This is a genomic window from Hoeflea sp. YIM 152468, from assembly GCF_029210485.1.
Classification (GTDB): Bacteria; Pseudomonadota; Alphaproteobacteria; order Rhizobiales; family Rhizobiaceae; genus Hoeflea.
Genome location: NZ_JARGET010000021.1, coordinates 124126 through 149869 on the forward strand (window position 1 = coordinate 124126; position 25744 = coordinate 149869).

27 protein-coding genes and 1 tRNA gene are annotated in these 25744 nt (G+C 61.3%); 18 read left to right on the forward strand and 10 right to left on the reverse strand.

Translation table 11 applies throughout. From position 1 onward, the window contains the following. Positions 1 to 89 precede the first annotated feature (89 nt). The 4 genes from PZ897_RS11130 to PZ897_RS11145 are packed head-to-tail and all read right to left on the reverse strand — an operon-like array spanning position 90 to position 2536. Positions 90 to 485: a cupin domain-containing protein gene (locus tag PZ897_RS11130; RefSeq protein WP_275752357.1), complete on the reverse strand. Its 396-nt coding sequence runs from the start codon at positions 483 to 485 to the stop codon at positions 90 to 92. Positions 486 to 495: 10 nt separating this feature from the next. Beyond that, a complete protein-coding gene (locus tag PZ897_RS11135; RefSeq protein ID WP_275752358.1) occupies positions 496 to 774 on the reverse strand; it encodes a DUF2442 domain-containing protein in 279 nt (92 codons plus the stop codon). After that, on the reverse strand, positions 755 to 982 hold the full coding sequence (locus tag PZ897_RS11140; protein WP_275752489.1) for a DUF4160 domain-containing protein: 228 nt from the start codon (positions 980 to 982) through the stop codon (positions 755 to 757). Before PZ897_RS11140 ends, PZ897_RS11135 begins: the two co-directional genes overlap by 20 nt. A 21-nt stretch (positions 983 to 1003) precedes the next feature. Continuing rightward, entirely contained in the window at positions 1004 to 2536 is a 1533-nt protein-coding gene (locus PZ897_RS11145; RefSeq protein ID WP_275752359.1) for an acyl-CoA carboxylase subunit beta, read from the reverse strand. A 154-nt stretch (positions 2537 to 2690) separates the two neighbouring features. Between PZ897_RS11145 and PZ897_RS11150 the strand changes: the two genes are divergently transcribed. From PZ897_RS11150 to PZ897_RS11190, 9 genes are all read left to right on the forward strand, one after another. Continuing rightward, positions 2691 to 4130, forward strand: coding sequence for a short-chain fatty acyl-CoA regulator family protein (locus PZ897_RS11150; protein WP_275752360.1), 1440 nt, complete (start codon positions 2691 to 2693; stop codon positions 4128 to 4130). Positions 4131 to 4238: 108 nt separating this feature from the next. Next, a complete protein-coding gene (gene aroQ / locus PZ897_RS11155; RefSeq protein ID WP_275752361.1) occupies positions 4239 to 4685 on the forward strand; it encodes a type II 3-dehydroquinate dehydratase in 447 nt (148 codons plus the stop codon). Positions 4686 to 4727: 42 nt separating this feature from the next. Continuing rightward, positions 4728 to 5888: a benzoate/H(+) symporter BenE family transporter gene (locus tag PZ897_RS11160; RefSeq protein ID WP_275752362.1), complete on the forward strand. Its 1161-nt coding sequence runs from the start codon at positions 4728 to 4730 to the stop codon at positions 5886 to 5888. 105 nt (positions 5889 to 5993) lie between these two features. Beyond that, positions 5994 to 6944, forward strand: coding sequence for a polyphosphate kinase 2 (gene ppk2 / locus PZ897_RS11165; RefSeq protein WP_275752363.1), 951 nt, complete (start codon positions 5994 to 5996; stop codon positions 6942 to 6944). 157 nt (positions 6945 to 7101) lie between these two features. Beyond that, on the forward strand, positions 7102 to 7587 hold the full coding sequence (locus PZ897_RS11170) for a YeeE/YedE thiosulfate transporter family protein (RefSeq protein WP_275752490.1): 486 nt from the start codon (positions 7102 to 7104) through the stop codon (positions 7585 to 7587). A gap of 3 nt (positions 7588 to 7590) precedes the next feature. Then, the gene (locus tag PZ897_RS11175; protein ID WP_275752364.1) at positions 7591 to 8031 is read left to right on the forward strand and encodes a DUF6691 family protein; all 441 of its coding nucleotides are present in this window, start codon (positions 7591 to 7593) and stop codon (positions 8029 to 8031) included. Positions 8032 to 8124: 93 nt separating this feature from the next. Next, positions 8125 to 9009 carry an MBL fold metallo-hydrolase gene (locus tag PZ897_RS11180; RefSeq protein ID WP_275752365.1) on the forward strand — a complete coding sequence of 295 codons (885 nt, stop codon included), beginning with the start codon at positions 8125 to 8127 and terminating at the stop codon, positions 9007 to 9009. Between the two features lie 184 nt (positions 9010 to 9193). Then, positions 9194 to 10981, forward strand: coding sequence for a sulfate permease (gene sulP, locus PZ897_RS11185; protein ID WP_275752366.1), 1788 nt, complete (start codon positions 9194 to 9196; stop codon positions 10979 to 10981). Then, positions 10978 to 11607, forward strand: a complete 630-nt coding sequence (locus PZ897_RS11190) for a peroxiredoxin (RefSeq protein WP_275752367.1) — start codon at positions 10978 to 10980, stop codon at positions 11605 to 11607. Before sulP ends, PZ897_RS11190 begins: the two co-directional genes overlap by 4 nt. A 98-nt stretch (positions 11608 to 11705) precedes the next feature. Here PZ897_RS11190 and PZ897_RS11195 read toward each other — a convergent pair whose 3' ends face one another. Next, on the reverse strand, positions 11706 to 13001 hold the full coding sequence (locus PZ897_RS11195; protein ID WP_275752368.1) for a hypothetical protein: 1296 nt from the start codon (positions 12999 to 13001) through the stop codon (positions 11706 to 11708). A gap of 299 nt (positions 13002 to 13300) precedes the next feature. On the opposite strand from PZ897_RS11195, the gene PZ897_RS11200 reads away from it, so the two are divergent. The 3 genes from PZ897_RS11200 (at position 13301) to PZ897_RS11210 (ending at position 15056) form a co-directional block, all read left to right on the forward strand. Further along, complete coding sequence (locus PZ897_RS11200; protein WP_275752369.1) at positions 13301 to 14260, forward strand: nitronate monooxygenase family protein; 960 nt, start codon at positions 13301 to 13303, stop codon at positions 14258 to 14260. A gap of 155 nt (positions 14261 to 14415) precedes the next feature. After that, positions 14416 to 14790: a DUF805 domain-containing protein gene (locus PZ897_RS11205; protein WP_275752370.1), complete on the forward strand. Its 375-nt coding sequence runs from the start codon at positions 14416 to 14418 to the stop codon at positions 14788 to 14790. 190 nt (positions 14791 to 14980) lie between these two features. Then, positions 14981 to 15056, forward strand: a tRNA-Thr gene (locus PZ897_RS11210). 26 nt (positions 15057 to 15082) lie between these two features. On the opposite strand, the gene PZ897_RS11215 is transcribed toward PZ897_RS11210, so the two are convergent. From PZ897_RS11215 to PZ897_RS11225, 3 genes are all read right to left on the reverse strand, one after another. After that, positions 15083 to 15970, reverse strand: a complete 888-nt coding sequence (locus PZ897_RS11215) for a DMT family transporter (RefSeq protein ID WP_275752371.1) — start codon at positions 15968 to 15970, stop codon at positions 15083 to 15085. Positions 15971 to 16175: 205 nt separating this feature from the next. Next, the gene (locus tag PZ897_RS11220) at positions 16176 to 16559 is read right to left on the reverse strand and encodes a RidA family protein (protein ID WP_275752372.1); all 384 of its coding nucleotides are present in this window, start codon (positions 16557 to 16559) and stop codon (positions 16176 to 16178) included. Between the two features lie 30 nt (positions 16560 to 16589). Then, a complete protein-coding gene (locus PZ897_RS11225; RefSeq protein WP_275752373.1) occupies positions 16590 to 17456 on the reverse strand; it encodes a branched-chain amino acid aminotransferase in 867 nt (288 codons plus the stop codon). Positions 17457 to 17738: 282 nt separating this feature from the next. Between PZ897_RS11225 and PZ897_RS11230 the strand changes: the two genes are divergently transcribed. The 3 genes from PZ897_RS11230 to PZ897_RS11240 all read left to right on the forward strand — a co-directional run bounded on the left by PZ897_RS11230 (position 17739) and on the right by PZ897_RS11240 (position 20108). Next, entirely contained in the window at positions 17739 to 18392 is a 654-nt protein-coding gene (locus PZ897_RS11230) for a haloacid dehalogenase type II (protein WP_275752374.1), read from the forward strand. A gap of 207 nt (positions 18393 to 18599) precedes the next feature. Beyond that, positions 18600 to 19370 (forward strand): L,D-transpeptidase, encoded by a 771-nt coding sequence (locus tag PZ897_RS11235; protein WP_275752375.1) that lies wholly within the window; start codon positions 18600 to 18602, stop codon positions 19368 to 19370. Positions 19371 to 19484: 114 nt separating this feature from the next. Continuing rightward, positions 19485 to 20108: a M23 family metallopeptidase gene (locus tag PZ897_RS11240; RefSeq protein WP_275752376.1), complete on the forward strand. Its 624-nt coding sequence runs from the start codon at positions 19485 to 19487 to the stop codon at positions 20106 to 20108. A gap of 90 nt (positions 20109 to 20198) precedes the next feature. Here PZ897_RS11240 and PZ897_RS11245 read toward each other — a convergent pair whose 3' ends face one another. Beyond that, the gene (locus PZ897_RS11245; protein ID WP_275752491.1) at positions 20199 to 21791 is read right to left on the reverse strand and encodes a helicase HerA-like C-terminal domain-containing protein; all 1593 of its coding nucleotides are present in this window, start codon (positions 21789 to 21791) and stop codon (positions 20199 to 20201) included. Positions 21792 to 22026: 235 nt separating this feature from the next. On the opposite strand from PZ897_RS11245, the gene PZ897_RS11250 reads away from it, so the two are divergent. Further along, entirely contained in the window at positions 22027 to 22914 is an 888-nt protein-coding gene (locus PZ897_RS11250; protein ID WP_275752377.1) for a D-amino-acid transaminase, read from the forward strand. Between the two features lie 54 nt (positions 22915 to 22968). Here PZ897_RS11250 and PZ897_RS11255 read toward each other — a convergent pair whose 3' ends face one another. After that, positions 22969 to 23757, reverse strand: a complete 789-nt coding sequence (locus PZ897_RS11255; protein ID WP_275752378.1) for an SDR family oxidoreductase — start codon at positions 23755 to 23757, stop codon at positions 22969 to 22971. Positions 23758 to 23879: 122 nt separating this feature from the next. Between PZ897_RS11255 and pyrC the strand changes: the two genes are divergently transcribed. After that, positions 23880 to 24917, forward strand: a complete 1038-nt coding sequence (pyrC, locus tag PZ897_RS11260; RefSeq protein ID WP_275752379.1) for a dihydroorotase — start codon at positions 23880 to 23882, stop codon at positions 24915 to 24917. A 90-nt stretch (positions 24918 to 25007) separates the two neighbouring features. Beyond that, a complete protein-coding gene (locus tag PZ897_RS11265; protein WP_275752380.1) occupies positions 25008 to 25706 on the forward strand; it encodes an orotate phosphoribosyltransferase in 699 nt (232 codons plus the stop codon). The last annotated feature ends 38 nt before the right edge of the window (positions 25707 to 25744 follow it).

Consider the following 25744-nt stretch of genomic DNA (forward strand, 5'->3'; position numbering starts at 1 on the left):
GATCATATAGGCCGAAAGGCCAACGATTGCAGCCGCTCTCCGCCCCGGCCCCCCGGTCAAAATGCCGTGAGCGTGTGCGCGGCAAGGCTTCAGCCGAGATAATCCGCATCTTCCACCTTTTCGAGCCACTCCACCGCCACACCGTCAAGCGCTTCCTGAATCGCAATATGGGTCATCGCCACATCGGGCGCGGCGCCATGCCAGTGCTTTTCGCCCGCCGCGAACCAGACCACATCACCCGGCCGGATTTCCTCCACCGGCCCGCCCTCGCGTTGTGCCCGCCCGAGCCCCGAGGTGACGATGATCGTCTGCCCCAGCGGATGCGTGTGCCACGCCGTCCGCGCCCCCGGCTCGAACGTCACCGCCGCGCCCTGAACCCGGCCCGGCGCGTCGGCTGCAAACAGCCTGTCGAGCCGGACGGCGCCGGTGAAATAATTCTCCGGCCCCCCGGCCGATGCCGTCGATCCGGCACGTGTGATCTTCATTTTCAGTTCCTTACTCTGCGGCTTCGGCTGGCGGGGTAGCGCCTTGCGCCTTGCGCCCCTCGATCAGTCCGGTGACACTGAGATCCTCGTCGATGGCTGGCCAGTGGATGCCGTAGGGAGACAGCTCCACCTGGCGCAACTGTTCCGGCGTAGCCGCCAGAAGCCTTGGGTACCACCACAGCGGCGTGGTGATGATCACTCCGTCGCCGAGCGTCACATGCAGATGCGTCGCATCACAAGCGACACTCACCGGCTCCAGCCGCTCCAGATCAATTTCCAAAGTGTTCATGCCATTTCTCCAGAAAATCTGTACTGTTCTTTTCAGTCACCCGCAGCAAAGCTGCCAGTTCGTGATCGGTGCAGCGCCGGTTGCGGGCCAGCTCCACGCGATCGAGCCATATCTTAGCTTCTTTCCGGTCCTTTCGCACATGCACATGCGGCGGTTCGGCGTAGTCGAGGCTGTAGAACAGAAATTTCCAGCCTTTCCATTCAAACACCGTTGGCAAAGTGCTGGCTCCTCACAACGGAATGTTGTTGTGCTTGCGCAGCGGCTGCGTCACCTTCTTGGTCTTGAGCATTTCGAACGCCCGCACCACGCGGCGGCGGGTTGAGTGCGGCATGATCACCTCGTCGATGAAACCGCGCTGGGCGGCGACGAAGGGGTTGGCGAAACGGTCCTCATAGTCGGCGGTGCGCTTGACGATCTTGTCCGGGTCGCCAAGCTCGGAGCGGTAGAGGATCTCGGTCGCGCCCTTGGCCCCCATTACCGCAATCTGCGCCGTTGGCCAGGCGTAGTTGACATCGGCGCGGATGTGCTTGGATGCCATCACGTCGTAGGCGCCGCCATAGGCCTTGCGGGTGATCACCGTGACCTTCGGCACAGTGGCTTCGGCATAGGCGAACAAGAGCTTGGCGCCATGCTTGATGATGCCGTTATATTCCTGGCTGACGCCGGGCAGGAAGCCCGGCACGTCGACCAGGGTGAGGATCGGGATGTTGAAGGCGTCGCAGAAGCGCACGAACCGCGCGGCCTTCTTCGAGGAATCGATGTCGAGACAGCCGGCCAGCACCATCGGCTGGTTGGCGACGACACCGACGGTCGAGCCATTCAGGCGGATGAAGCCGCAGAGGATGTTTCTGGCGTGGTTGGCCTGGATTTCGAAGAAATCGCCCTCGTCGCCAACCCGGGCGATCACCTCGCGCATGTCATAGGGCTTGTTCGGATTGTCCGGAATCAGCGTATCAAGCGCGTTCTCGATCCGGTCGGGCGCGTCCGCCGTCGGGATTACCGGCGGGGTTTCGCGGCTCGACAGCGGCAGGAAATCGAACATCCGGCGGATTTCGATCAGCGCCTCGACATCATTGTCGTAAGCCCCGTCGGCGACCGAGGATTTCTTCGTATGGGTCGAGGCGCCGCCGAGTTCTTCCGCGGTGACGATCTCGTTGGTCACGGTCTTGACCACGTCCGGGCCGGTCACGAACATGTAGCTCGTGTCCTTGACCATGAAGATGAAGTCGGTCATCGCCGGCGAGTAGACCGCACCGCCCGCGCAGGGACCCATGATCACCGAGATCTGCGGGATCACGCCCGAGGCCTGCACGTTGCGCCAGAACACCTCGGCATAGCCGCCGAGCGAGGCCACACCTTCCTGGATGCGGGCACCGCCGGAATCATTCAGCCCGATCAGCGGCGCGCCGTTCTGGACCGCCAGATCCATCACCTTGCAGATTTTTTCCGCGTGCGTCTCCGACAGCGAGCCGCCGAAGACAGTGAAATCCTGAGAGAACACATAGACCGGGCGGCCATTGATGGTGCCCCAGCCGGTGATCACGCCGTCGCCGGGAAACATCTGGGCTTCCATGCCGAAATCGGTGCAGCGGTGGGTCTTGTACATGTCGTATTCCTCGAACGATCCCTCGTCGAGAAGCACGTCGAGCCGCTCGCGCGCCGTCAGCTTGCCCTTGGCATGCTGCGCATCGATCCGGTGCTGGCCGCCGCCAAGCCGGGCCTGGTCGCGTCTGTGTTCAACCTCTTCGATAACATCGCGCATCACAGGCCTCCTTCCCTTGTCAGGCATTACCGGTTGCCTGACACAATGAAGACTCAGTGATAGCCTGATTGACGGGTGTGCAACAGGGTTGAAAACGTAAGCATGTTGCACTAGCAATGTTTGCAACTGCAGTTTTGCAAAGTTGCGAATATTCATGCGAACCCGTAAGCTCTTCGTCGGCGGAAAGATCCGCACCATTCGCGGCGAGCATGGCCTGACCCAGGCCGGCTTCGCCCAGAAGCTCGGCATTTCGACCAGCTATCTCAATCAGATCGAGAACAATCAGCGCCATGTCAGCGCAACGGTCTTGCTGGCCCTGGCCGAAGCGTTCTCCATCGACATCACCACACTGTCCGATCAGGATACCGACCGCCTGCTCGCCGATGTCGCTGAAGCGCTGGCCGATCCAGTGTCCGGCGGCGCGCAGCCATCGCTGACCGACGTCAAGCTGGTGGTGCAGAATGCCCCCTCCTTTGCCCGTGCCTTCCTGTCATTGCATCAGGCCATGCGCCGGTCCGGCGATCAGCTGGCCGAACTTGATGAAACGCTGGAACGCTCCGGCGCGCTCACCGACCCCACCCCCTATGAAGAGGTGCGGGACTTTTTCCATTATGTCGACAACTACATCCACGAGCTTGATCTCGCAGGCGAGGCGCTGAGCCATGAACTGGCCAAAAGCCGAGGCGTCAGTCTCAAGGCGCTGGCCGATCACATCGAGCGCCGCCACCGGGTGCGGGTGGTGATCGGGGGTGGCGATGAGCCGGGCGGCAGCCACAGCGATGGGGATGGCGGGCTGCGCCGCTTTGACCCGGTTTCGCGCGTGCTCTGGCTCAATCCGCGCACCCCGGCTGCCACGCAGGCGTTTCAGATTGCCTGTCAGATCGCCCTCATCCAACACGATGCGGTGATCGGGCGGATCATCGAGCAGGCGCGCTTTCGCTCGGCCGACGCCGCCGGCATCTGCCGCATCGGACTGGCCAATTACTTCGCCGGCGCCGCGCTGCTGCCCTATGGCGCCTTCAGTGGTGCGGCACGGGAACTGCGTCACGATCTGGTGCTCTTGGCCGACCGGTTTTCGACCAGCCTCGAGCAGGTGGCGCACCGGCTCTCGACCCTGCAACGACCCGGCCAGAAGGGTGTGCCGTTCTTCTTTGCGCGGGTCGACAAGGCCGGCAACATCACCAAGCGCCATTCCGCCACCAAGCTGCAATTTGCCCGCTTCGGCTCCGCCTGCCCGTTGTGGAATGCCCACTCGGCCTTCGAGACACCCAACCGCATCATCAGGCAATTGGCCGAAACGCCTGATGGCGTGCGCTATCTCTGTCTCGCCACCGCGGTCTCCAAGCCTTTCGGCGGCTGGCGTGATCCGGTTCAATCCTATGCCCTGGCGCTTGGCTGCGAGGTCGCGCATGCCGGTGAACTGGTCTATGCCGATGATCTCGATCTCGCCCGCGCCGAAGCTTTCGAACCGATCGGCGTGTCCTGCCGGATTTGTGAACGGCGCAATTGCCACCAGCGCGCCGTGCCGCCGCTCAAGCGCCGCCTGATTGTCGACCCCAATATTCGCAAGACCATACCCTACGGGCTGGAATGAGGCTTGCCGTCAAATACAGGCCGCGCCGCAAGGCTTGCCGCGGCCATCGGCGCAGGCTAGGAATTTGCACCGCCCTCGCAAGGGGGTTTTCAACGAAAGGCTGACCCGGTGGCAGGCACGATCTATGTCCTCAACGGACCCAATCTCAATCTCCTTGGCAAGCGCCAGCCGGAAATTTACGGCAGTGAAACCCTGGCCGATGTCGAGGCGGCCACCGCGAGCCAGGCCCGAGAGCATGGTCTCGCCGTTCGCTTCCTGCAATCCAACGCTGAGCATCAGCTGATCGACTGGATCCATGAGGCCCGCGAACAGGCGGTTGCAATCGTCATCAATCCCGCCGCCTACTCCCACACTTCGGTGGCGATCCTCGATGCGCTCAATACCTTTGAGGGGCCGGTGATCGAGGTGCATATCTCCAACGTGCACAAGCGCGAGGATTTCCGCCATCACTCCTATGTCTCGCTGCGCGCTGACGGCGTCATTGCCGGCTGCGGCACACAAGGCTACCGGATGGCGGTTGACCGGGTTGCCCATCTGGTGAAATCCCTGAACTAGACACATTCTTGTCCGGCCGAGTCGCGCGCCTGGTCCATCCAATTGCGGAGCACATCCTTGCCTGTTTCGATGATTTCCGCGGCGCTGGTGGCCGCTCTTGTCGGGTACGGCTCGACCATTGCGCTGGTGCTCGCCGCCGCTGCCGCCGTCGGTGCGGATGCCGGGCAGACCGCATCATGGGTGGCGGCGATCTGTTTTTCCAAGGCCATCGGCTCGGCCTTGCTGAGCAGTTGGAAAAAAGTGCCGATGGTTCTGGCCTGGTCGACACCGGGCGCAGCGTTAATCGCAGCCTCCACTGGCGTCGATATTCATCAGGCGGCCGGCGCGTTCATCTTCGCCGGGGGGCTGATAACCCTGACCGCTGCCATTCGACCACTCAACCGTGCCGTCAATGCCATCCCCACAGGTGTCGCCTCGGGCATGCTGGCGGGTGTACTGCTGCCTTTCACCATGGCAGTGGCGCTTCACGCCGCCAGCGCGCCGGTGCTGGTGTTGCCGCTGATCGCGGTGTTTCTGCTGGTGCGGCTGGTCAATCCGCTGATGGCGGTCCTTGCGGCTCTTGTGGCCGGGCTTGTCATTGCCTTCAGCTATGGCGGCGCGCCGCCTCCCTCCATCGGCGTTGAGTGGACATTGCTGACATTCATCGCACCGCATTTCGATCCCGCAACCCTGTTGGGCCTTGGACTGCCGCTCTATCTGGTGACCATGGCGTCGCAGAATCTTCCGGGCTTTGCCGTGCTGCGCGCCAATGGCTATGAACCGCCGGTGACCGAAGCGCTCAGCGTGACCGGCGTCTTGTCGTCGTTTTTCGCCTTGTTTGGCGCTCATACGATCAACATGGCGGCCATCACTGCAGCAATCTGCCTCGGTGATGACGTTCATCCCGATCGCAGCCAGCGCTGGAAGGTCGGTGTGGTGTATGCGCTGGTCTGGACGACGCTGGGGCTGTCGGGCCCGGTCATCGTTCCGGCCATTCTGGCGATGCCGCCGGAAATCATCGCGGTGGTGGCGGGTCTGGCCCTGATCCCGCCGCTGATCGGCGCCCTGGTGTCGGCCTTCGAGGCGCAGGCGACCCGGTTCGCAGCAGCCGCCACCTTTGCCGTCACTGCCTCGGGCGTTGCAGCCTTCGGCATCGGCGCTGCGTTCTGGGGGCTGCTTGCCGGCCTGCTGGTCCATGTCCTCGACCAGCGCAAACGCATCTGACCCGCGACAGTTCGCGAAAATCCTGTTTTGTGCCGTCACTTGACGCCGGTGATGGCCGTCGGCGCGCATTTGAGGCACAATGATTTTCTGAAGTGGAGAGACTGAATGGACGACACAACCAGCCAACGGGACGCGAAAACCAATGGCGTAAACGCCACGCCTGACGCCGCCGCTGATGGTGGTGGACCGCATCCATCGGCCAAACCGGCACAGTTGAGCGCCGTCGAGATCCGCAAGGACGAAGCCGCGATCGCGCGATTGTTCGAGCAGGGCGTCTACCCCTACAAGTCCAAGATGCGCCGTATGGCCTATGAACAAGACAAGGCAAAGCTGCAGGTCGAGTTGCTCAAGGCCCAGCGCTGGATCGAGGACACCGGCCAGAAAGTGGTGATGTTGTTTGAGGGCCGCGACGCGGCGGGCAAGGGCGGCACCATCAAGCGCTTCATGGAGCATCTCAATCCGCGCACGGCGGGTGTCGTGGCGCTGGCCAAACCGACGGACAGGGAGCGCACCCAATGGTATTTCCAGCGCTATGTCGAGCATCTGCCGGCGGCTGGTGAAATGGTGCTGTTCGACCGCTCCTGGTACAACCGTGCCGGTGTCGAGCGCGTCATGGGGTTTTGTTCGCAGACCGAATATCTTGAGTTCATGCGCGAAGCGCCCGAGATCGAGCGGATGCTGTCGCGCTCCGGGATCCTGTTGTTCAAGTACTGGTTTTCGGTCACCCAGGGCGAGCAGCTCCGGCGCTTTAAGCGGCGCGAGAAGGATCCGCTCAAGCAGTGGAAGCTGTCGCCCATCGACAAGGCATCGGTTGACAAGTGGGACGATTACACCGACGCCAAGGAAGCGATGTTCTTCCATACCGATACAGCCGACGCCCCCTGGACCGTCGTCAAGTCGGATTGCAAGAAACGCGCCCGGATCAATTGCATGAAGCACTTCCTGTCAAGCCTGCCCTATCCCAACAAGGATCATACCATCGTGCACGCGCCGGACCGGCTGATCGTGAGATCGAGCAGTCATGTCATCGGCTCCGGTGATCACACCCCGGACTAGGCCCTGCATCCCGATGTCCGCAAGCCGGAGCCTGAAAATGAGCCGGCAATCCCGATTGCCGGCTGGCTTGATGCGGAAGCAGGCCGCCGCAGGGTGGCGCTTTTGTCGTTGCCAATGGCTGATACATAAAAGGTCTTGAATATGGGGATTCGCTTATATATATAGGGCGTGGCGCAACGCCGCCGCATGCAGAACGCCATTCGCAAGGGATAGCTTTATGGAAACAGAATTCACGCCGTGGATGTCGCTGGCCGGCGGTATCCTGATAGGCATTGCATCGACATTGTTAATGGCGATGAATGGCCGCATTGCCGGCATGACCGGCATTCTGGCCGGCATCGTCCCGCCCTTTTCGAGCGATTGGGCCTGGCGCATGGCTTTTCTCGCAGGCGCGATCCTAAGCCCGGTGCTGTTTCTCGCGGCCGGTGGAGAGATTGCCTACGCGGTTCCGGTGTCGCTGCCGCTCCTGGTGTTTGGCGGTGTGATCGTCGGTGTCGGCGTCTATTATGGCGCCGGCTGCACCTCGGGTCACGGTGTCTGCGGCATGGCCCGGCTGTCGCCACGATCAATCGCAGCCACCGTCACATTCATGATGGCGGCAGGCCTGACAGTCTATCTCGTCCGTCATGTTGCGGGGATCTGAACCATGCGCAAACTGATAGTTTCTGGCATCATCGGCGCGATTTTTGGTGTCGGCATCGCAATATCCGGCATGGCCAATCCGGCCAAGGTGCTCAATTTCTTCGACGTTGCCGGAAGCTGGGATCCGAGCCTGATCTTCGTCATGGCCGGCGCACTGGTCACCACCGCTCTCGGCTACATCCTGGTATTCGGGACCCGCAAGCGGCCGATGTTCGATGCGGAGTTCCACCTGCCGGTCAACAAGACCATCGATGCGCGGCTCATTGCCGGATCGGCCACCTTCGGCATTGGTTGGGGCATCGCCGGTTTCTGTCCGGGTGGCGCCATTCCCGCCCTCGGGTTTGGCGGCGTCGCGGCGATCGCCTTTGTCGGTGCCATGATCATCGGCATCGTTCTGGCCCGCACTCTGGACACGTTGCGGCACAAGCCGGCCAAGGCATTTTAACCGCGCCTCCAGGTCGCCTTGGCGGCGCCCCGGTCTCACGCGCTGCATCAAGCGGCAAGACAAACAGACGACATGAACAGAGGAGATGCTGCAATGTCGAATTACCCAGTGGACATGTCGGTCACCCCCGAGGTGAAAGCTTTCTTTGATCCCGACACCAACACCATCAGCTATGTGGTCAAGGACCCGGCGTCGAACGCTTGCGCGGTCGTCGATTCCGTCATGGACATCGATTATGCCGCCGGCCGGATCACCTATGGTCATGCCGACAAGATGATTGCCTGGATCGAGGATAATGGCCTCGAGCTCGAATGGATCATCGAAACCCACGTCCATGCTGATCATCTTTCGGCTGCCCCCTATATTCAGCAGAAGCTTGGCGGCAAGATCGGCATTGGTGACAAGATCATGGTCGTGCAGGACACCTTCGGCAAGATTTTCAACGAAGGCACAGAGTTCCAGCGTGACGGCTCGCAATTCGATGCCCTGTTTGAGGATGGTGACACCTATCAGATCGGCAAGATGATGGCTTTTGCCATCTACACGCCGGGTCACACGCCGGCTTGCATGGTGCATGTGATAGGCGATGTGGCCTTTACCGGCGATACCCTGTTCATGCCCGACGGTGGCTCGGCGCGGGCCGACTTTCCCGGCGGCGATGCCGGCGTTCTGTACGATTCGATTCAGAAAGTTCTGGCTCTGCCGGACGAGATGCGGTTGTTCATGTGCCATGACTACGGCCCGAATGGCCGTGACATCGCATGGGAAACCACGGTTGGCGACGAGAAGGCTCACAACATCCACGTCGGCGGCGGCAAGAGCCGCGAGGAGTTCATCAAGTTCCGCACCGAGCGGGACAGCCAGTTGGCCATGCCGCGACTGATCATCCCGTCGCTGCAGATCAACATGCGCGCCGGCGAAATTCCCACCGACGGGGATGGTCAAGCCATGCTTAAAGTACCCATCAACAAGCTCTGAGCGTGGCTGGAAGCAATTGACACGGGCGCGAGAGGAACCCGCGCGCGCGGCCAGGCGTTGGCAGTTTTGACGCTGCTGCCTGAACCGGATCCCGGACCGCAAAATCCTGATCCGACACCTACCGGCGCTGTCATTTGACGGTCGCTGCCTAAACCCCGATAGCCGGCTGCAGCCAAGGACACTTATGTTGGACAAATCCGCCATTGTTGATCGCCTGGCGCGGTATGTGCCGGTTCTGGATTGGGGCCGCCGCTATGACCGCGATGCGCTTGGCAATGATCTGGTCGCTGCGGTGATCGTCACCATCATGCTGATCCCGCAATCCCTGGCCTATGCCCTGCTTGCCGGACTGCCTGCCGAGACCGGGATCTACGCTTCGATCGCCCCCATCATTCTTTATGCGATCTTCGGCACCAGCCGGGCGCTGGCCGTCGGGCCGGTTGCCGTGGTTTCGCTGATGACCGCGGCGGCAATCGGCAAACTGGCTGAACCCGGCTCGCCCGAGTTGCTGGTCGCCGCGGTGACACTTGCCTTCCTGTCGGGCGTTTTCCTGATCCTGCTGGGTGTGTTCCGGCTCGGCTTTCTCGCCAATTTTCTCTCGCACCCGGTGATTGCGGGGTTCATCACCGCCACTGGAATTCTCATCGCCATGAGCCAGTTGCGGCATTTACTCGGTATCTCTGCCGGTGGCGCCAATCTGCCGGAGCTGCTGATGTCGCTGTTTGAGCATATCGGCGAGGTCAACTGGACTACATTGGGTATCGGCGCCATCGCCACGGCCTTCCTGTTCTGGGTGAGAAAGGGATTGTTGCCGCTGCTTTTGGCAACCGGCATGAACCCCAAGCTGGCAGGGGTTCTGGCCAAGGCCGGGCCGGTGGCAGCCGTGGTTCTGACCACTCTTGTCACCTGGGCTTTCGATCTGAGCGAAACTGCCGGTGTACGGGTGGTTGGCGACGTACCGCAAGGTCTGCCGCCGCTGACCCTGCCGTCCTTCTCGCTCGACCTCTGGGCCACACTTGCTGGATCTGCGGTCCTGATCTCGATTATCGGCTTTGTTGAATCGGTTTCGGTCGCCCAGACCCTGGCCGCCCGCAAACGCCAGCGCATCGTTCCTGATCAGGAGCTGATTGGCCTTGGCGCGGCCAATGTTGGCGCGGCCCTGACCGGGGGCTACCCGGTCACCGGCGGCTTTGCCCGGTCGGTGGTCAATTTCGATGCTGGTGCGCAGACCCCGGCTGCCGGCGCCTACACCGCTGTCGGCCTGATGGTGGCGGCGCTCTTGCTCACGCCATTGATCTACCATCTGCCTCAGGCAACGCTCGCCGCCACCATCATTGTCGCGGTTCTGTCCCTGGTGGATTTCTCGATCCTGAAAAAGACATGGCTCTATTCGCGCGCCGATTTTACCGCCGTCAGCGTCACCATCCTGCTGACCCTCGGCTTCGGAGTCGAGATCGGCGTCACGGCCGGTGTGTTGATCTCCATTCTCATTCATCTTTACAAATCGTCGCGGCCGCACATGGCCGTGGTTGGCCGTGTGCCGGGGACCGAGCATTTCCGCAACATCAATCGGCACAAGGTCGAGATCGATGACACGATTCTCACGCTGCGGGTTGATGAAAGCCTGTACTTTGCCAACGCCCGTTATCTCGAGGACAGTCTCTACGACATGGTTGCCGCCCGCCCGCATCTCAGGCACGTGGTGCTGATGTGCCCGGCGGTCAATGAGATCGACATGAGCGCGCTGGAATCGCTGGAGGCAATCAACGCGCGTCTCCGGGCGTTGGGCGTCAGCTTCAATCTGAGCGAGGTCAAGGGCCCAGTGATGGACAGGCTTCGCCGCGGTGACTTTCTCGACCATCTCAGCGGCAAGGTTTTCTTGAGTCAGCACCAGGCGATAATTGAAATCACTGCAGAAAATGCACACATAACTGAGACAGATCCCCACCCCCAAGAAAGGACATCACCATGAGCGTTCGCATTGGCGACACTGCGCCGAACTTCAAAGCCGACACCACCAACGGACCAATTGATTTTCACGAATGGATCGGCTCGTCCTGGGCGTTCTTCTTCAGCCACCCGGCTGATTTTACGCCCGTCTGCACCACGGAAATGGGGCGCACGGCACAGCTCTCGGATCAGTTCGCTGACCGCAATGTCAAGCCGATAGGTCTGTCGACCGATGGCGTCGAGGAGCACATGGCCTGGATCGAGGATGTCAACGACACCCAGGATACCACGCTGACCTTCCCGATTGTCGCCGACAAGGCTCTCAAGGTGGCCCAGCTTTACGACATGATCCATCCCAATGAGAGCACCACGGCGGCCGTCCGCTCGGTGTTCATCATCGATCCGGACAAGAAGGTTCGCCTGACCCTGACTTACCCGATGAATGTCGGCCGCAATTTCGATGAGATCCTGCGCGTCATCGACGCCTTGCAACTGGCTGATGCCAGCAAGGTCGCGACGCCGGCGGACTGGCGTCCGGGCGGCAAGGTGATCATTCCGCCATCGATTTCCAATGCGGACGCCAAGGACATTTTCCCCCAGGGCTGGGACGAGATCCGGCCTTATCTGCGTGTCACCGACGTCAACTGACCGGCTCGCTGATGCAAAGAACCGCCTGCTGGAAAGCGGGCGGTTTTTGGTAAGGTGAATGTTTGAAAAATCCAGCGACCTTGATCGATCTGGCCGGATCAGCTGAGCGGCTTGATCCGTACCGCCAGCAAATCGATCCCCTTGCCGCCGCCGGAGATGTCGCTGTTGATCACCAGATTGCCAGCCTCGTTGGGCGCCAGCGCCCGGTCGTAGTCGAGGCTGAACAGGATATCGATGGTGTCGTAGGTGACATCAAAACGGCGCCGTCCGCAGTCGCCGAGAACCGAAAACGCGCATTTGACATAGATCTGGGTCGGCTCCGGCGTCGCCGCGCGCACGGTCAAAGCCAGCACCGACTGACGACCGGCGAGTGCCTGCATGACCTCGGCGCCGAGCGGAATCAGCACTTCCCCATCTTCGTCGCCTGATCCGGACACGATTCTGAGCACAGTGCCCTCGGCTTCGTCGATCAGCTCGGCACGGGCATCGCTGCGAGCCAGCGCCTCACCGTCACGACCGGGTGTGAAGACGTTGGCCCATTCGCCGGAAAAGCCTGCACCCGGATTGAGCTGCTGAGGTCCACCGGCAAAATCGTCACGGCTGAGCGAGGGGGGCGGGTTGGGAACCCCGGTGTCGCGTTCCGCTGCGCTCTTCATCGCCCCGCTTTCGATCAGCCACCAGACACCGATGCCGAGAAACGACAACATCACCGCCGCCGAAAAAATCGAGGCAAACACCGGCCGCCGCCGCTTTTGCTTGAGCGGCCCGGGAATCTTGACTTTGTTTGCGGATGCGGATCGCTTGGCTGAACCGAAATCCGCAGCCTCGATATGTGGCGCAAGATTGCCGGCCAGGCCGCGTGCAGGGATCGCCGCTGCCCCATGGTCGCTCGCGTCGGGCACAAAATCCAGATTGGCGTCGCCAGGCGCCGCATCCGGCCGCGGAGCTTGATGCGAAACGGCATCGACAGCCGGCGCTGGCTGGTGCGGAATCTCTGCCGATGGCTCAACATTGCCCCAGGAACCGGCAAGCTGATCCGGTCCGTTATGCTCCGGTCCGAGGGCTTCCGATGTATCATACACCGGCCGGTATGATGTGGCTTGATCCGTCTCTGTCGAGTCCGGGGCTGGTTCATGCCAGTCCCGAACCGAGGACGTAGTGGCAGCCGGCGCAGCAGCTTCGCCCGGTGGTGTCCACTCGGCCTCGATGCTGGCGATGAGCATTTCCAGTTTCTGCCGGTGATCATCAATCCGCTGCGGATCTGAAATCTCCTGGCGCTCGAGACTGCGATCAAGCGCCGCCCGGGCGGAATCATAAATCCGGCGGCGCGCTTGCGCGCCCGGTATGCCGGCCTTGTCCAAGGCTCCGCGAATTGCCGCTTCCATGCCGGTCAAACTCTGTCTCCGTGCCGCGTGGTCTGGCTGCAGCCAGGCCGGATCATTCACGCCCGGCTTGTTCCGTTCCGGGCAAACTCAAATCGGGATCGGACGGGACGGGGTCGCACGGACACGATCCGCCGGCCCCTTCCGCTATGCTGTGCGTATCTGCTAACCCGGCAAAACTCAAGCGTGGCCTGAACCGACAGGCCGGTGCCGCCGGGGCGTTCGGGTCCAAGTCAAGCCTTTTCAGGTTCAGTCGGCTCTGCTATGCAAATTGACGTTTGCGTAAACGTCACTTTGATTTGCGAGGCCTCATGACCCTTCCCGCCGTCCTCAAGGACAGTTTCCGGCTTCCGGTTGTCGCCGCTCCCCTGTTCATCATTTCGCATCCACCGCTTGTCATGGCCCAGTGCAAGGCCGGTGTCATGGGCTCGTTCCCCGCGCTCAATGCCAGGCCCGAAGCCCAGCTTGACGAGTGGCTTGCCGAAATCACCGAAGGCCTCGCCGATCACAACGCAAAAAACCCAGGCCGGCCGGCAGCTCCCTTCGCCGTCAACCAGATCGTGCACCGGTCCAATGCCCGGCTCGAGCACGACCTGACGATGTGCGTCAAATACAAGGTGCCGGTGGTGATCTCCTCGCTTGGCGCCGTGCCGGAGGTCAATGATGCCATTCACTCTTATGGCGGCATCGTGCTGCACGACATCATCAACAATCGCCACGCCCATTCGGCCATCAACAAGGGCGCCGACGGCCTGATTGCTGTCGCCGCTGGTGCTGGTGGCCATGCCGGACCGCTGTCGCCGTTTGCGCTGGTGCAGGAAATCCGTGAATGGTTTGACGGGCCGCTGCTGTTGTCAGGCGCGATTTCGACTGGCGGTGCCGTGCTTGCCGCCGAGGCCATGGGCGCCGACATGGCCTATATCGGTTCGCCTTTCATTGCCACCGACGAGGCTCGCGCCGCCGATGACTACAAGCAGATGATCGTCGAAAGTGCTGCCAAGGATATCGTCTACTCCAATTATTTCACCGGCATTCCCGGCAATTATCTCAAGCCCTCGATCGCGGCATCCGGCCTGGATCCGGACAATCTGCCTGTAGCCGATCCGAGCAAGATGGATTTCGACAGCGCCACATCCGGCCCCAAGGCCTGGAAGGAAATCTGGGGCTGCGGTCAGGGTATCGGTGCCGTCAAGAAGATTGGTCCGGTGGCTGATCTCGTTGACCGGCTCGAAACGGAATACAAGGCCACGCGCGACCGCTTGGCGCTGTAGCGGCGCCGGCGGCCTCTTCATGTGAAGGGGCTCCAACTGGCGGTGCGCCGCCGCCGCGACAACTTGTCGGCTCGCCGACAAGGGCCCTGCAAACTGGACATATGCCCCACTTTGGTGTCAAGTTTTCGGATTGAGACGCAGGAAGGGGATTCACCATGGACTTTCAAACGGCGGTCAGAACCTGTTTCCAGAAATACGCGACGGTCGAGGGGCGTGCGCGGCGGTCGGAATACTGGTGGTTCTTTTTGTTTGCCTTTGTTGCAAATGTTATTCTGAGCCTGATTGACGGGGTCTTGTTTGGAAATGCGCAGGTGCTGTCCGGGATTTTTGGCCTGGCTATTCTCCTCCCGTCAATCGCCGTTGGCGCGCGCCGGTTGCACGATACAGACCGCTCCGCCTGGTGGCTGCTGCTGATCCTGATCCCGCTGATCGGTTTTCTGGTGCTGCTCTGGTGGTTCGTGCACAAAGGGACCGACGGCGCCAATCAATACGGCCCCGACCCGCTTGGCAATCAAGCAACCACCGTCTGAGGGACGGTCCGGCACAGGATGCGTGAGAAGGGCGGAGTCAGCGGGCAAGGCGGAACTGCGGGAGTTGTCCGCCTGATCCAGAAAAGCCCGATGTATTTGCTGACTTGAAATCGGCCGGCAATCGCGGTATTTGCCCTCATCCCGAGGGTGCGGCCTCAACCGCCAAGCCTGCGCATCAATGGGAACGGACGCCGCTTTAGCTCAGGTGGTAGAGCACATCATTCGTAATGATGGGGTCGCAGGTTCGAGTCCTGCAAGCGGCACCACTTCTGCCCCATGCTTTTCTCCCAAATTAGACCGCAGCGGGCTTGGTCCTTGAGCGGTTTTCGCCGCGCAGGTTGATCCAGTTTGCGACAATGATGACGCTGCCGCCAAGCAGGATCAGTGTGTCGGCGGGCTCGGCAAACAGCCACATGCCAACCAGCACGATCAGCGGCAACCGGGTGAAGTCGATCGGCATCACGAAGCTCGCCGGTGCCAAGGACAAGGCCGTGGTCAGGCAGTAATGCGCCATCAGGCCGCAAACGCTGATGATCAGCAGCCAGGGCAGTGTCTGCGCCGTCGGCCAGGCGACCGTAGCTTGCAACGACACGGCAATAACGCCGAAACAGAGTTGAAGCCCGGTCAGCCAGAACAGGATCGAGACGATGCTCTCCTGCCGCGTCAGCGCTTTGGTCATGATGATGGTCGCGGCAAAGAAGATCGCCGAGGCAGCGGCTGTCATCAGTCCCGGTTCGAGGGTGGAGAAATCGGGCCGGGCGACAATCAGAATGCCGGCGAATCCAAGCCCGGCCGCCAGCATGCGGGCTCCGGTCAACCGTTCGCCCAGAAAGGCAAAGCTGAGCACGATCACCCAGATCGGCGTGGTGAACTCAAGCGCAAACACCTGGGCCAGCGGTATGCTCGCCAGCGCGAAAAACCAGAGGTTTTGTCCGGAGAAATGAAACAGGTTGCGGAAGAAGTGCTGTTTCAGCCGCTCGCTGCGGATCTCCCCAAGCCTGCGGCTGGCCAACCCCAGCGCCAGCACAATGACAAGGCCGAAAAAGGAGCGGGACGCCATGATCTCGAAGGTCGTGTGCACCGAGGAGACGTAGCGGCCGGCAACGGCCATGGCCGAAAATGACACAATCGATCCGGCCATCCACAGAGCAGCCAGGACCGGCTGGTAGGTTTGCGACACGTGGGGGCTCTCCCTGGTTCAGGCAGACTGAATCCTGCGTAAATTCTGACGGGTGACAAGTGGGTCGCCACGACAGCGACGGCGAAGGCCGTCCCGGAATGCCACTGAAGGGGATTCGTGGCAGCAAGGCAACCACAGAGTGAAAGAGCGGCGCACGAGATGTGCCTTGCGCCGGTGCATGGTCAACACTTCACTGATGGCGGCGTCAGGCCACCTGCGCTGTGACTTCGATCTCGATCAGCATTTCCGGCCGGATCAGCTGGCAGACAATCATCGTGGCGGCCGGATCGATACCACCCAGATGCTCGGCCAGCACCGGTGCCACGGCCTCGAAATACTCCGGCTTGGTGACGTAATACCGGACCCGGACGATGTCGGCGAGGCTTGCGTCGAGCGCAGCCAGCGAGGCGGCAATCGTGGTGAAGCAGTTGCGCGCCTGGTCGGCAACATCAGCCGGCATTTGCATGGCGTCGTAATCATAGCCGGTGGTTCCCGCGACATGCACGAACGGGCCTTGCCGCACGGCGCGCGAATAGGCCGCCGCCTTCTCGAACGGGGATCCGGTGGAATGTTTGCGTCTGTTGCTCATCTTCAGTGGCCTCCGCAGCCGCCTGGCCACTCAGCCATGGGCCCAATCCATATAGAGTTTCCGCGTGGCGCGGCCGACCGGTCCGGCCTGCAATTCACGATCCTCAATGCGGATCACCGGCACCACCTTGGAATGATTGCCGGTCGAAAAAATCTCGTCGGCATCCATGAACTCGGCCACCGAGAGGGATCTTTCCACGACTTCGGTACCGGACTCGCGCAGCAGCTTGATGGCGCGCGAGCGGGTGATGCCCGACAGGAATGTGCCGTTCGGTGCCGGCGTGAACACCACGCCGTCCTTGACCATGAAAATGTTCGACGTCGCGGTTTCGGCCACATTGCCCAGCATGTCGAGCACCAGCGCATTGTCGAAGCCGCGCGACTTGGCTTCCATCACCGCCCGGCCATTGTTGGGGTAAAGGCAGCCGGCCTTGGCGTTTGTGGGTGCAGTTTCGTAACTCGGCCGCCGGAACGGTGAAACGCTGACGGAGAACCCGGACGAGGCGATCATCGGGCTTTCGAACAGGCACAGGCAAAAGCGGGTGGAGTCGGGATCGGCGGGCACCGACATGTAGCCGCCATGCTCGGCCCAGTACATCGGCTTGATGTAGACTGCGGTCTTGCCATCGAATTTCTTCAATCCCTCCTGGGCCAAACCTTCAATCTCGCTCGCCTGCATGGTGGCGCGCATTCCAAGCGCGTCTGCCGAACGGTTGACCCGCTGGCAATGCAGATCGAGATCCGGCGCCACCCCGTCAAACCAGCGCGCGCCGTCAAACACGGTGGAACCCAGCCACATGGCATGGCTGACCGGGCCGATCAGCGGCGGATTGCCTTCCAGCCAATCACCGTCGACATAGGTCCATGTCTTGGTGCGGGCTTGTGTGTTGACGGCCATGATGTCCTCCTGCCGGTGTGATGCTCTGCGTCGTCGACTGTGTTGACTGGACAATCGAACGGGTCGGGGTTCCCGTCAAGTCATGCCGCCAGCCCCGCCAACGAGACGATGGCAATCGCACGATCCTTGCGCCGCTGTGCGCTGTGGCGACACAATTGGACCCGAGTGCGCTCCGCTGCGCCACCAATCACGGTTTGCCGGCCATTGAACCCGGAGTCATTGTGGCTTGACTATTGCGTTGCAGCAGAGTCATCGTAGGGCTTCCCAGGAAGGAATGCTGAAATGGCTTACGCCGCTTATGTCTTTGACGCCTATGGCACATTGTTCGACGTGCATGCCGCGGTACGCCGTCACGCCGATGCGGTCGGACCCGAGGGGCAGCAGCTTTCGGAACTCTGGCGCAGCAAGCAGCTTGAATATTCCTGGACCCGTGCCCTGATGGGGCAATGGCGTGATTTCTGGGCCTTGACCGAAGAGGCGCTTGACCACGCATTCGAGCGGGTGCCGAGTGCTGACAAGAGCCAGCGGGCAAACCTTCTCGACGCCTATTTCAAACTGGATTGCTACCCGGAAGTGCCTGCCGTGCTCAAGGCCCTGAAGGCGACCGGGGCGCGGGTGGCGATCCTCTCCAACGGATCGGTCGCCATGCTTGACTCGGCGGTCAGGAATGCAGCGCTCGACAGCGTGATTGACGATGTTTTTTCCGTCGATTCGCTGCAAACATTCAAGACCGATCCGGCCGTCTATGACCTGGTCACCACCCGTTACCGGCTCTATCCCGACGCGGTCTCGTTTCAGTCGTCCAACCGCTGGGATGTGGCGGGAGCGACGAAGTTCGGCTTCCGCACGATCTGGATCAACCGCGCCCGCATGCCCGACGAGTACAGTGACCTGTCTCCGTCGCTGATCTTGCCGGATCTCAACGGGGTGGCATAGGCAGGCACGCAGGTCTGCTGTTCACGCCAGCTTCACAGTTAAGTCATTGTAAAATGGGTCACTGTGGCAAGTTAGCCACAAGCTCGGCGTAGGATAGTCGCATTCGGAACCCAATTGTGTCCATGCGCGTTGAGTCGGGTCGGGGGAACTTCCGGCCAGATATCGATGACGGTATCTATTCCATCAGACTTGAGGACCCTCCGCGACATGACCGGAATCAAACACAAGGACTTCGCCATCGACGGCGCAGCGGCAAGCGGCAAGAAGTTCGGCACGCTCTCCCGCCGTCACTTTCTCGCTCTCGGCGGCGCAGCCACGGCGACATTGGCTGGATGCGCCGGGCCCCAGACCACCGAGCAATTTGCGGCTGACACCGCGCCGGTCTACCGTGCATCGGACAATCGCCGCAGCGGACTGGCGCGCACTTCGCCGCTCTATGACGGAATGTATGGGCCGAAGCTTGACGAGCCGTTTCCGCTGCCTGCCATTCCCTACTACGAAATCGACCCGGCCTATCTCCGCCAGGAGGTCGCTGACCCGACCGGCGAACGCCCCGGAACCATTGTCGTTGACACCTCTCAGCGCTTTCTGTTTCTGGTCCGTGAGAACGGCCGGGCCATGCGCTATGGCGTCGGCATCGGCCGCGACGGATTTTCCTGGTCCGGCCGCGCGGTGGTGCAATGGAAGCAGAAATGGCCAAAGTGGACTCCGCCGGCCGAAATGATTGCACGCCAGCCGGAACTCGAGCGCTGGTCTGCGGACAATGGCGGCATGCCTCCCGGGCTTGACAATCCTCTGGGCGCCCGTGCGCTCTACATATTCCAGAATGGCGAAGACACGCTCTACCGCCTGCATGGCAGCCCCGAATACAAATCCATCGGCAAGGCTGTCTCCTCGGGCTGCGTCCGCTTGCTGAACCAGGATATCTGCGACCTGTATGACCGGGTTCCGACCCGCTCGCCGATCCTGGTGATTTGACCCGGCAGCGGCCCGTGTCCGCTTGAGGCTGTTTGGTATTGTGTGCTACGAGCAGCCAAGGGGGCTGGAAGTCCGGGTCAGCAAATCCGGGCTGTGCTGGCCGCAGGGGCACAGATGAAACCAACCCAGCGCTTGATTGCAACTCTGGCCGGCCTGGCGCCTTTGCTGCTGGCGTCGGGGTGCGTGCCGCAGGATCACGGCTGGGCGTCCGTCTACAAACCGGCCCAGTCAATGAAGATCCGGGTGCTAATGCCGGCCGAAGCCCCGTCGATTTCGCAGCAATTCCTGTTCACCACCAATGACGCCAAACACATCGGCATCGACGTGATCGGAAAGGCTGGAGATCCGGTGATAGCCGCCGCCGATGGTCACGTTACCGGTTCCTTCTCCGAGCCTGCCTATGGCAATCGCGTTGAGATCACCCATGGGCCGGATGCAAATGGCAAACGCTCGGTAACTGTCTACAAGCACTTGCAGCAGCGGCTTGTGAACACGGGTGATGGTGTGGTGCGTGGTCAGCAGGTTGGCCTGCTCGGGACCACCGGAATGCTTGGCGGTGGACATCCGCATCTGCATTTCGAACTCTTCCGCGGCGCCGGAGCGGTCGGGAAAACCCCGTCCGATCCACACCTCTATTGGGCCAATGGGATCGGACAGGTGACATGCTTTGATCCGGCCAGGATCTATGACAACACGGTGTTCACCATCACCTATCCCGTCCGCTGTCGCGGCATCTGACAGGTGTGCCGACGCCGGCGGCCCCGGGGCGCAGTGGCCCTGTTGTCTTGATCAGCCGACTGTGGACTCGTGGGATATTCCTGCCGAGGATCAAAAGCCCTTCTTCAGCGATCCCAGAATGCCGCGCACCAGAGCCCGGCCCAGTGAGGTGGCTGCAGACCGCGCCACCGATTTGATCACCGCTTCGGTTACGGTCTGGCGTTGATAGCCCGGCCGTGACCGGCTCGACCTCTTTCTGCGCCGCGACGACTTGCTGCGACCCCGGTCATCCTCGTCGTCATCATCGCCATAGCCGGGCAGGGTCCAGCGGCGGCTTTCCGGCCGCTCCTCTTCCTTCTCCTCCTCGCGGTCGCGTTCCTGCTCTTCTGCCTTGGCAGCCTCGGCGGCCCGCCGCTGCAGCATTTCAAAGGCGCTGTCGCGATCAAGATCGGTATCATACTGCCCGGCCACGGGGCTGACCGCCATCACCTTCGCCCGTTCGGGTTCGGTGATCGGGCCGAGCCGCGACGACGGCGGGCGGATCAATGTGCGCTCGACCATCGATGGCACACCCTTGGCGCCCAGCGTCGAGACCAGCGCCTCGCCGACGCCGAGTTGCGTGATCGCTTCGAAACAATCGAAAGCCGGGTTTGGTCGGAAGGTTTCGGCAGCCACTTTCACTGCCTTCTGCTCTCGCGGTGTATAGGCTCTGAGCGCGTGCTGGATCCGGTTGCCAAGCTGTGACAGGACGGTTTCCGGCACATCCAGCGGGTTCTGGGTGACAAAAAAGACGCCGATGCCTTTCGAGCGGATCAGCCGGACCACCTGCTCGACCCTGTCGACAAGAACTTTGGGCGCTTCGTCAAAAAGCAGATGTGCCTCGTCGAAAAAGAACACCAGGCGCGGCTTGTCGGCATCGCCGACCTCCGGAAGTTCCTCAAACAGCTCAGACAACAGCCACAGCAGGAAGGTGGCGTAAAGCCGCGGGTTCATCATCAGCTTGTCGGCAGCCAGCACGGAAATCGCGCCGCGCCCGTCATTTGTGGTGCGCATGATGTCGGCGATCTTGAGTGCAGGTTCGCCAAAGAAGTTTTCCGCACCCTGCTGCTCAAGCACCAGCAACCCGCGCTGGATGGTGGACAGCGACTGCTTGGTGATGTTGCCATACATGGCGGAAAGTTTCTCGGTTTCGCCAGCCATATAAGAGAGCAGCGAGCGCAGATCCTTCATGTCGAGAAGCGGCAGACCGTTTTCGTCGGCCAGCTTGAAAGCGATGTTGAGAACGCCTTCCTGGGCCTCCGACATGTCCATCAGCCGCGCCAGCAGCAGCGGCCCCATCTCCGAAATGGTGGTGCGGACCCGGTGACCCTTGTCGCCGAACAGATCCCAGAAGATCACCGGAAATTCCTGGTATTCATAGGGATCGAGACCGATTGTCCTGGCGCGCTTTTCCAAGAAATCCTTGTGTTCGCCGATCGCGGCGATGCCAGACAAGTCGCCTTTGACATCGGCGCAAAACACCGGCACGCCGGCATTGGAAAAGCTTTCGGCCAGGATCTGCAGCGTCACGGTCTTGCCGGTGCCGGTGGCGCCGGTGATCAACCCGTGGCGGTTGGCGTAGCCAAGATCGAGATACTCGCCCTTGTTGATGCTGTCGTCGGGATTGCGGCTGGTGCCGAGATAGAGTTTGCCGTCTTCGATCATGGCGTCCTCGTGCTGCGCCAGTTTTGGCGAAAGGGCGTTCACATGCGCACCGCGCAGGCATCGTCGTGCACTTATAGGCAAGCTATCGGGTCTGAACAATGCTTGTTGCTTTGACGACATTGGTTAATTGGGGCACAGCGCAGACTTGGGAGTGCTTGCTTGCCTGGCTTGAAAAGGCTGATCGCAGAGGGCACCCGCTATAAAAACCTCTTGGCGGCGGGCGTGATTTTCTGGCATGAGAATGACTGTTACACGCAAGGGGATGGCGATGCGCACTGTCTATGTCAACGGAAACTACGTGCCGGAGAACGAGGCCAAGGTCTCGGTCTTTGACCGCGGGTTCCTGTTTGGTGATGGGATTTACGAGGTCGCCTCGGTGCTCGGCGGCAAGCTGATCGATTTTTCAGCCCATATCGCACGGCTGCACCGTTCGGCAGGCGAGCTGGGCATGCGCATTGATGTCAGCGACGATGAGGTGCTTGCCATTCACCGCGAGCTTGTCAGCCGCAATGGTGTGGAGGAAGGTGTCGTCTATCTGCAAATGACCCGTGGCGCCACCGACCGGGATTTTGCGTTCGACACCGACAAGCTGACCCCGACACTGGTGCTGTTTACCCAGTCCCGTGCGCTGATCGAAACGGCTACATCCAGGAACGGCATGAAGATCGTCTCGATCCCGGATCTGCGCTGGGGCCGCTGCGACATCAAGACGGTGCAACTGCTCTACCCCTCGCTGGCCAAGATGGAAGCCAAGGCGCGCGGGGCCGATGATGCGTGGTTGGTGCGCGATGGCGTTGTCACCGAAGGCACCTCCAACAATGCCTTCATTGTCACCCGCCAGGGCGCGATCGTCACGCGGCCCCTGTCTCATTCGATCCTGCCGGGCATTACCCGCGCGGCGTTGATGGCCTATGCGGAAGCCAACGGCACGAAGATCGAGGAGCGCGAGTTCACCATCGAGGAAGCCAGGAACGCCGCAGAGGCATTCATTACCTCGGCCTCCGTCTTTGTCGGACCGGTGATCTCGATTGACGGCGTGGACCTGTCGGGCGGCAAGCCCGGGCCGGTTACGCAAAGCTTGCGCAAGATCTATATCGAGGAAAGCCTCAAGCGTGCCGTTTGACCAGGGTTGCCATCACCAGCTACCGGGCCGCCGGGACCCGGTAACTGGCAGAAGTCATACCGATTTTATCGCGCCGCCGTCGCAGCGGATCATCGATCCGTTGATGTAGCTCGCCCGCTCACTGACGAGAAACGCCGCCGTTGCCCCGAATTCATCGACCGCGCCATAGCGGCCGACCGGGATCTGCGCCTGGGCAGCCTTGGCAATCGCTGCCACATCCTTGCCGGAGCGTTCTGCATTGTTGGCGTCGAGCTCCTGAAGCCGGGCGGTATTGATCCGTCCGGGCAGCAGCATGTTGAACGTAACGCCATCGCCGGCGGTCTCGTTGGCCATGGATTTCGACCAGCCGACCAGTGTTGCCCGCAAGGCATTGGAGAGCCCCAGATTGGGAATCGGCTGGATCACCCCGGACGAGGCCACGGTCAACACCCGTCCCCAACCCTGCTCGCGCATTGCCGGCAGGAACCGCGCGGTGATGTCCATCACGCTCATCACCATGATTTCGAACTGGCGCCGAACCACCGACAGGTCGGCCTCACTCATCGATCCTGGCGGCGGACCGCCGGTGTTGTTGACCAGAATGTCGAGGCGGCCGAATTCGGCCTTTACCGCCTCCTCGAGCAGGTGCGGCGTGCCCTGGTCCGAAAGGTCGGAGGTCACGAAGCTGGCCTTTCCCGCACCGCGCTCATTTATGGCCTTGACGGCGGCTTCCAGTCGCCCGCCATCGCGTCCTGTGATCAGCACGTTGGCGCCTTCGGCCGCCAGCGCTTCGGCAATGCCAAGCCCCAATCCGCGCGACGACGCCAGCACCAAGGCCTGTTTTCCTGTCAATCCGAGATCCATGAAGTCTTTCCCTGTCTGCCTGTTGCCTGCTAAAGGCTTGCGGTATCAGTTGCCGCCCGCTGCCGAAAGGTCAACCCCGCAAGCCGGAGAAGCAGGCGGCCTCATCAAGGGAGAGTCCCAGCGTGGTCGAAATTACTATTCCGAAGCCCGATGATTGGCATCTGCATTTGCGCGACGGCGCCATGCTCGAAGGCGTGCTGCCCTATAGCGCGCGGCACTTCGCCCGCGCCATCATCATGCCCAACCTGATGCCGCCGGTGGTGACAGGTGCCGATGCACAGGCCTATCGGGATCGCATCATGGCAGCCTTGCCAAAGGGGATGCAGTTCAAGCCCCTGATGACCTTGTATCTGACTGAAGGCACCGATGCGGCTGATGTGGCACGCGCCCATACTTCAGGTCTGGTGACGGCAGTGAAGCTCTATCCCGCCGGCGCCACCACCAATTCCAACTCCGGTGTCCGCGATCTCGCCAAGGTCATGCCGGTGCTGGAGAAGATGGCCGAGATCGGCATGCCTTTGTGCATCCACGGTGAGGTCGCCGATCCGTCGGTTGATATCTTCGACCGCGAAGCCGTCTTCATCGACACCGTGCTTGATCCGCTGCGCCGCACGCTTCCTCAGCTGAAGATGACGTTGGAGCATGTCACCACATCCAATGGCGTTGATTACGTCATGGCCGCGGATGCCAATCTCGCGGCCAGCATCACCACCCATCATCTGATGATCAACCGCAACGCCATCCTCGCCGGCGGCATCAAGCCGCATTATTATTGCCTGCCGGTCGCCAAGCGTGAAAGCCATCGACTGGCACTGCGCAAAGCGGCGACATCGGGTGACAGCCGCTTCTTCCTCGGCACCGATTCCGCCCCGCATGTCGATCCGCTGAAGGAATGTGCCTGTGGCTGCGCCGGAATATTTACCTCGATCAACACGCTATCCTGCCTTGCCCATGTCTTCGAAGAAGACAATGCGCTCGACAGACTGGAAAAATTTGCCGGTCTCAACGGCCCGGCCTGGTACGGATTGCCGGTCAACGGCGAGACTGTCACGCTGATCAAGCGCGACCAACCGGTGTCCTTTCCATCACGGATCGAAACCGGCGACGGCCCGGTGACGGTGTTTGATCCACGTGTTCCCATTCACTGGGAAGTTGTCTGAGCTGCCTTTCAACCATCGACCCGAACTGATATTCGGATCGCGAATGTTTGCTGGACCTGCTGTCCGGCCCTGACCCTGGAGACGACGCCGATGTTTTCCAACACTTTTCCCGACAAGGCGAAAATGGCGGAGCTTGTCGCCAATCAGCTTCTGGAAATCAAGGCCGTGCATTTCAATGCCGTCGAGCCCTACAAGTTTGCCTCCGGGATGATGAGTCCGGTCTATATCGATTGCCGCAAACTGATTTCCTATCCGCGCATTCGCTCCGCAGTGATGGATTTCGCCGCTGCCACCATCCTGTCCGAAGCCGGCTTCGAGCAGTTCGATTGCATCGCCGGCGGCGAAACTGCCGGTATTCCCTTTGCAGCCTTCCTCGCCGAACGTCTCGGCCTGCCGATGATCTATGTGCGCAAGAAGCCCAAGGGCCATGGTCGCAATGCCCAGATCGAGGGCAATTTGCCCGAGGGCTCGCGCGTGCTGGTGATTGAAGACCTGACCACCGCCGGGGGCTCGATGTTCACCTTCATCGACGCCATCCGCGCTGCCGGATGCACCGTCGATCATGGCATCGCTCTGTTCTACTACGGTATCTTTGCCGAAGCCGAGCAGCGTTTTGGCAACGGCAATGTGACCTTGCATTATCTCGCCACCTGGCGTGATGTGCTGGCCGCAGCGACGAAAAAGCAGGCTTTCGATGCAGCCACCCTGACCTCTGTCGAAGCCTTTCTCGATGCGCCGCTGGACTGGTCAGCCAGACATGGCGGTGTCTCCGAGCTTCCGGGGCAGTGATGACAACAGGCTGTTGTGAGCGGCCAGGGGGAGTAATC